5 protein-coding genes are annotated in these 5914 nt (G+C 74.0%); 1 reads left to right on the forward strand and 4 read right to left on the reverse strand.

Annotated elements, in window-relative coordinates:
* Nucleotides 1-107 precede the first annotated feature (107 nt).
* Nucleotides 108-1571: a GTPase HflX gene (gene hflX, locus HUW36_RS23655; protein ID WP_174530191.1), complete on the reverse strand. Its 1464-nt coding sequence runs from the start codon at nt 1569-1571 to the stop codon at nt 108-110.
* 199 nt (nt 1572-1770) lie between these two features.
* On the opposite strand from hflX, the gene HUW36_RS23660 reads away from it, so the two are divergent.
* Entirely contained in the window at nt 1771-3243 is a 1473-nt protein-coding gene (locus HUW36_RS23660; RefSeq protein WP_174530192.1) for an NAD-dependent malic enzyme, read from the forward strand.
* A 272-nt stretch (nt 3244-3515) separates the two neighbouring features.
* Here HUW36_RS23660 and dapF read toward each other — a convergent pair whose 3' ends face one another.
* The 3 genes from dapF to HUW36_RS23675 are packed head-to-tail and all read right to left on the reverse strand — an operon-like array spanning nt 3516 to nt 5912.
* Nucleotides 3516-4361, reverse strand: coding sequence for a diaminopimelate epimerase (gene dapF / locus HUW36_RS23665; protein ID WP_174530193.1), 846 nt, complete (start codon nt 4359-4361; stop codon nt 3516-3518).
* Nucleotides 4362-4368: 7 nt separating this feature from the next.
* Nucleotides 4369-5274: a tRNA (adenosine(37)-N6)-dimethylallyltransferase MiaA gene (miaA, locus tag HUW36_RS23670; protein ID WP_174530194.1), complete on the reverse strand. Its 906-nt coding sequence runs from the start codon at nt 5272-5274 to the stop codon at nt 4369-4371.
* Nucleotides 5271-5912, reverse strand: a complete 642-nt coding sequence (locus tag HUW36_RS23675; RefSeq protein ID WP_246248300.1) for a class III extradiol ring-cleavage dioxygenase family protein — start codon at nt 5910-5912, stop codon at nt 5271-5273. The genes miaA and HUW36_RS23675 overlap by 4 nt, the downstream gene beginning before the upstream one ends.
* Nucleotides 5913-5914 lie beyond the last annotated feature (2 nt).

Here is a 5914-nt window from a genome sequence, read left to right on the forward strand (position 1 = left end):
CACGACCGCGCCGACCAGGCCGAGCGCGAGCGTGACCGAGGAGACAACGTGCCGCATGGCGCTCAGTGTCGCACGACCCGGGTTTCGGGCGGGTGACGCCGGACGGCTCACCGCCCGGCGCCCACCCGCTCCTCGCTGGTGAGCCGGTCGCCCGCGCGGTACGGGGCCAGCTCGGCGGCGAGCGCCTGCCCCACCCGCACGTGCAGCAGCGTGCCCTCGGGCAGGTGCGCGGTGCTCAGCACCTCACCCTGCCGGTGCACCCGGGCCACCAGGTCACCCCGGTCGTACGGGAGCACCGCCCGGACCTCGACGGCCGGCCGGGGCAGGCGACGCTCGATCGCCTCGCGCAGCTCGTCGACCCCGCGCCCGGTGTGCGCCGAGACGAACACCGCGTCCGGCCAGAGCCGCTTGAGCCGCAGCATCGTCTCCTCGTCGGTGGCGTCGGTCTTGTTGACCGCCAGCAGCTCCGGCAGTCGGTCGGCGCCCACCTCGGCGAGCACCTCGCGGACCGCCCGGACCTGCTCCTCCGGGTCCGGGTGGGTGCCGTCGACCACGTGCACCACCAGGTCGGCGTCGCCGACCTCCTCCAGGGTCGAGCGGAACGCCTCGACGATCTGGTGCGGCAGGTGCCGGACGAACCCGACCGTGTCGGAGAGCGTGTAGAGCCGCCCGTCGGACGTGGTCGCCCGGCGGGTGGTCGGGTCCAGCGTGGCGAACAACGCGTTCTCCACCAGCACGCCCGCGCCGGTGAGGCGGTTGAGCAGGCTGGACTTGCCGGCGTTGGTGTAGCCGGCGATGGCCACCGCCGGCACCGCGTTGCGGGTACGCCGGGCGCGCTTGGTCTGGCGTACCGTGGTCATGCTCTTGATCTCGCGGCGCAGCCGCGCGATGCGGTGCCGGATCCGGCGCCTGTCCGTCTCCAGCTTGGTCTCACCGGGGCCACGCAGACCCACGCCGCCGCCGGCGCCACCGCCGCGACCGCTACCACCGGTCTGCCGGGACAGCGTCTCGCCCCAACCGCGCAGGCGCGGGAGCAGGTATTCGAGCTGGGCCAGCTCGACCTGCGCCTTGCCCTCCTTGCTCTTGGCGTGCTGGGCGAAGATGTCGAGGATCAGTGCGGTCCGGTCGACCACCTTGACCTTGGTGCGCTGTTCGAGGTTCCGCAGCTGCGACGGGGACAGCTCACCGTCGCAGATGACCGTGTCGGCGCCGGTGGCGAGCACCACCGCGCCCAGGTCGTCGACCTTGCCCCGACCGATGTAGGTCGCCGGGTCGGGTCGGTTGCGGCGCTGGATCAGCCCCTCGAGCACCTGCGAGCCGGCCGTCTCGGCCAGCGCCGCCAGCTCGGTGAGGCTGTTGTCGGCGTCGGACTGGGTGCCCTCGGTCCAGACCCCCACCAGGACGACCCGCTCCAGCCGGAGCTGGCGGTACTCGACCTCGGTGATGTCGGTGAGTTCGGTGGAGAGGCCGGGGACCCGCCGCAGCGCCTGCCGCTCCGACAGCTCGTACTCGCCGGTGGTGGCGTCGAGCTCGTCGTCCTCGTAGGGATGGAAGGTCTCCTGCTCGCGCAAACTGCGTCTCCTGTCCGTTATGTGCATCGCCGAGAATTTTCGGCGCGTGACAGCAATCCTGACATGTGTCAACGCGGGACGCACCCGTGTTATGCCCGTGGCGCTACCCACCGGTAGCGGGGCCGGATGCCGACCGGCCCGGCCGGGCGGGTAGAAATGCCAGTCGAGCCGCTCAGCGTCGACGGAGGAGTGTTTTCTCGTGGCCATCACCCGACTGCCGAGTGCGGGATTCTCCATCACGATCCGGATCGCGGTGCCCGCCGACGCCTCCTCCATCGGCCGCCTGACCACCGCGGCCGGCGAGGCCGGCGCCATCGTCACCGCGCTGGACGTGGTCGACTCCGACCCGACGAACGTGATCGTCGACCTGACCTGCGACACCGCCGACGCCGGCCACGCCGACCAGGTGGTCGACGCGCTCACCGCGCTCGACGGGGTGGATGTGCGCAAGGTCTCCGACCGCACCTTCCTGCTGCACCTCGGCGGCAAGATCGAGGTCACCCCGAAGGTCGCGCTGCGCACCCGCGACGAGCTGTCCCGCGCCTACACCCCGGGGGTCGCCCGGGTCTGCATGGCGATCGCGGAGAACCCGGCCGACGCCCGCCGGCTCACCATCAAACGCAACACGGTCGCCGTGGTCAGCGACGGCTCCGCGGTGCTCGGCCTGGGCAACCTCGGGCCGGCCGCCTCGCTGCCGGTGATGGAGGGCAAGGCGGCGCTGTTCAAGCGCTTCGGCGGGGTGGACGCCTGGCCGGTGGTGCTGGACACCCAGGACACCGACGAGATCGTGGCCATCGTCAAGGCCATCGCGCCGGCGTACGGCGGGATCAACCTGGAGGACATCGCCGCGCCGCGCTGCTTCGAGATCGAGGCCCGGCTGCGCGAGGCGCTGGACATCCCGGTCTTCCACGACGACCAGCACGGCACCGCGATCTGCGTGCTGGCGGCGCTCACCAACGCGCTGCGCGTCGTGGGCAAGCAGCTCGCGGACGTCCGGGTCGTGGTCTCCGGCGCCGGCGCGGCCGGCACCGCGATCATGAAGCTGCTGCTGCGTCAGGGCGTGGGCGACATCATCGCGTACGACCGGCAGGGCGCCCTGCACCGCGGCCTGCCCGACCTCAACCCGGCCTGGCAGTGGCTGGCCGAGAACACCAACAAGGAGAACTACTCCGGTGACCTGGCCGGGGCGGTGCGCGGCGCGGACGTCTTCATCGGGGTGAGCGCCCCGAACCTGCTCACCGGCGAGGACGTGGCCGCGATGGCCAAGGACGCGATCGTGTTCGCGCTGGCCAATCCCGACCCGGAGGTCGACCCGCGGGAGGCACGCAAGCACGCCGCCGTGGTCGCCACCGGCCGCTCGGACCAGCCGAACCAGATCAACAACGTGCTCGCCTTCCCCGGCGTGTTCCGCGGCATGCTCGACGCGCACGCCGAGGAGTTCACCGAGGAGATGGCGATCGCGGCCGCCCGGGCCATCGCCGACGTGGTCGGCGAGGACAAGATCAACCCCACCGTGATCGTGCCCAGCGTCTTCGACTCCCGGGTCGCCCCTGCGGTGGCCGCCGCGGTGCGGGCCGCCGCCCAGAACCCGGCCGCGACGCCGGCCCCGGCGGCCGACCCGGGCCCGGCCGACCTCCCCGAGATCGCCGCGAACGCCAGCGCCACCCCCTGACGGGTCACCCCTGACCACCGCGCCCCGTCCCCGGCGTGTCACGGTCGAGAGAGATGACGACCGAGTTGCGATATACCGCTGAGTCATGAATATGACCAGGCGGTATATCGCTCTTGAGTCATCCCTCTCCGCGGGCCGTCACGCGACGTCACCACCACGCCCCGAGGCGGGCACGCCCGGGGCGTCCCCGGGCGCGAGAGGCGGGCACCCAAGAGCGCCGCGGGCCAGGGAAGCAGAGCGGCGGACGTCCAGGGCAGCAGGCTGGCGAGGGCTCAGGGAAGCAGGGCGGCGGGCGCCAGGGTGCCGGTGGCTACCAGGACGGCCGGGCCGGCGAGCCAGCACGAGTCGGGGGTGAGCGTGACCGTGAGCCGGCCGCCCGGCACGTCGACCGCCACCGTGCCGGTCTCCCGGTCGGCGTCGCGCAGCGCCACCGCCGCCACCGCACACGCGCCGGTGCCGCAGGAGAGCGTCTCGGCCGAGCCGCGCTCGTACACCCGCATCAGCACGTGCCCGTCCGCGCCGTCGACCGGCTCGCCGGGCGTGGTGAACTCGACGTTCACCCCGGACGGGAAGACCGAGGCGTCGACCTCGGGCGCGTGGGTCAGGTCGAGGCCGGTGAGGTCCAGCGCGGCGGGCAGCGCGCACACCAGGTGCGGGTTGCCGACGTCCACGGCCGCCCCGGGCAGGGTCAGCCCGCCCAGGGTGGCGGTGGCCGTGTCGTACAGGCGGGGGCGACGCATCTCGACCGCCACGTCGGCGCCCTCGGCCCGGGCCCGCACCAGACCGGCGCGGGTCGCGATCGGCAGCGTCCCGCCCGACGGGGCGGCCAGCGAACGCTCCAGCAGGTAGCGCACGAACACCCGGGCCCCGTTGCCGCACATCTCCGCGAACGAGCCGTCGGAGTTCCAGTAGTCCATGAACCACTCGGCCTCGCCGGCCAGCGCGACGCCCTCCGGGTGCTTGGCGGCGCGCACCACGCGCAGCACGCCGTCGCCGCCGAGCCCGCGCCGCCTGTCGCAGAGCGCGGCGACCAGGCCGGGCGTCAGGTCGAGCGCGCCGTCCGGGTCGGGCAGGATGACGAAGTCGTTGCCGGTGCCGTGACCCTTGGTGAACTCCACGGTCCCATCATCGCCGATGCTCGGCGACCACCCGCAGGGCAGTGTCGAGAAACGCGGGCGAGGCCGAGTCCAGCCAGTGGACGCGCGGGTCGCGCCGGAACCAGGAGCGTTGCCGCCGGACGAAGCGGCGGGTGGCCCGGATCGTCTCCTCGTACGCCTGCGTCTCGGTCAGCTCACCGGCCAGGAAGCGCAGCACCTGCTGGTAGCCGAGCGCCCGGCTGGCCGTACGCGCCCCGGGCAGCCCCTCCCCGACCAGCGTGCGCACCTCGTCGACCAGTCCGTCGGCCCACATCCGGTCCACCCGCAGCGCGATCCGCTCGTCCAGGAGCGCGGTGTCCAGGTCCACGCCGAGCTGCACCGACGGGTAGTAGGGCGTGGGCGACGGCAGCGACGCGGTGAACGGCGCGCCGGTCAGCTCGATCACCTCCAGCGCCCGCACGATCCGCCGGCCGTTGGTGGGCAGGATGCCGGCCGCGGCCTCCGGGTCGGCCTTGGCCAGCCGGGCGTGCAGCGGGGCGGGACCGGCCTCGGCCAGCTCGGCCTCCAACCGTTCCCGCACCGCCGGGTCGGTGCCGGGGAACTCGAACTGCTCCAGCACCGCCCGCACGTAGAGTCCCGAGCCGCCCACGAGCAGCGGCACCCGCCCCCGGGCCAGGATGTCGTCGACCGCCGCGCGGGCCAGCTTCTGGTACTCCGCGACGCTTGCCGGCTCGGTCACCGGCCAGATGTCGAGCAGGTGGTGCGGCACGCCCTCCCGCTCGGCCGGGGTCAGCTTGGCGGTGCCGACGTCCATCCCCCGGTAGAGCTGCATCGAGTCGGCGTTGACCACCTCACCGCCCAGCGCGTGCGCCACCGCGATGCTCAGCGCCGACTTGCCGGCCGCGGTCGGCCCGACCACCGCCACGACCGTCATGCCCGCTCCCAGTTCGCCACGACGTAGGCGACGCCGTAGGGCGCGTCCCGGTAGCTGACGTCGCCGCGCCAGTCGCCGCCCGCCGCCCGGGCCGCGCCGGCCAGCACCTGCCACGGCGCCCGCCCCGCGACCCTCAGCTCCGCCGACAGCCCCGGGTCCAGGCCGAGCAGGGCGCCGGCGTCCGCGCGGGCCAGGGCCGAGGCGACCCCCTCGTCGTACGCCTCGGCGCGCGGGTCGTCGTACCCCGGCGCCTTGACGCCCCGGCAGGCGGACCCGTCGCCGAGCACCAGCAGCGCGACCGGCGGATCGTCGTCGAGGATCAGGCTCGCCCCGAACGCCTCGCACTCCGCCGGTGCGGCGTCGTGCGCCACCGAGCGGGCCAGCCGGGGCAGCTCGGTGCCGGAGCGGTTCAGCAGCCAGGCGCCGACGGTCAGGCTCAGCGGCAGGACCTCGCCACCGGAGCAGGAGACCTTCCACAGCCGCACCGGCCGGTCGAGCCCGAAGCCCCGCAGGGTGCCCGAGTCGGCGGCGTCGAACCGGACCGTCTCCGGCCCGCCGCCGACGAGCAGGATCGCCTCGGGGCCGGAGGCGAGCAGCCGGGCGACCGCGGCGTCGGCGGCGCCGCGCAGCTCGTCCAGCT

The organism is Micromonospora maritima (genome assembly GCF_902825405.1).
Classification (GTDB): Bacteria; Actinomycetota; Actinomycetes; order Mycobacteriales; family Micromonosporaceae; genus Micromonospora; species Micromonospora maritima.

Bases quoted from the DNA above. Each gene is read 5' to 3' on its own strand.
- miaA (WP_174530194.1), bottom strand. From the start codon at position 5,274: ATGACGGTCGTGGCGGTGGTCGGGCCGACCGCGGCCGGCAAGTCGGCG.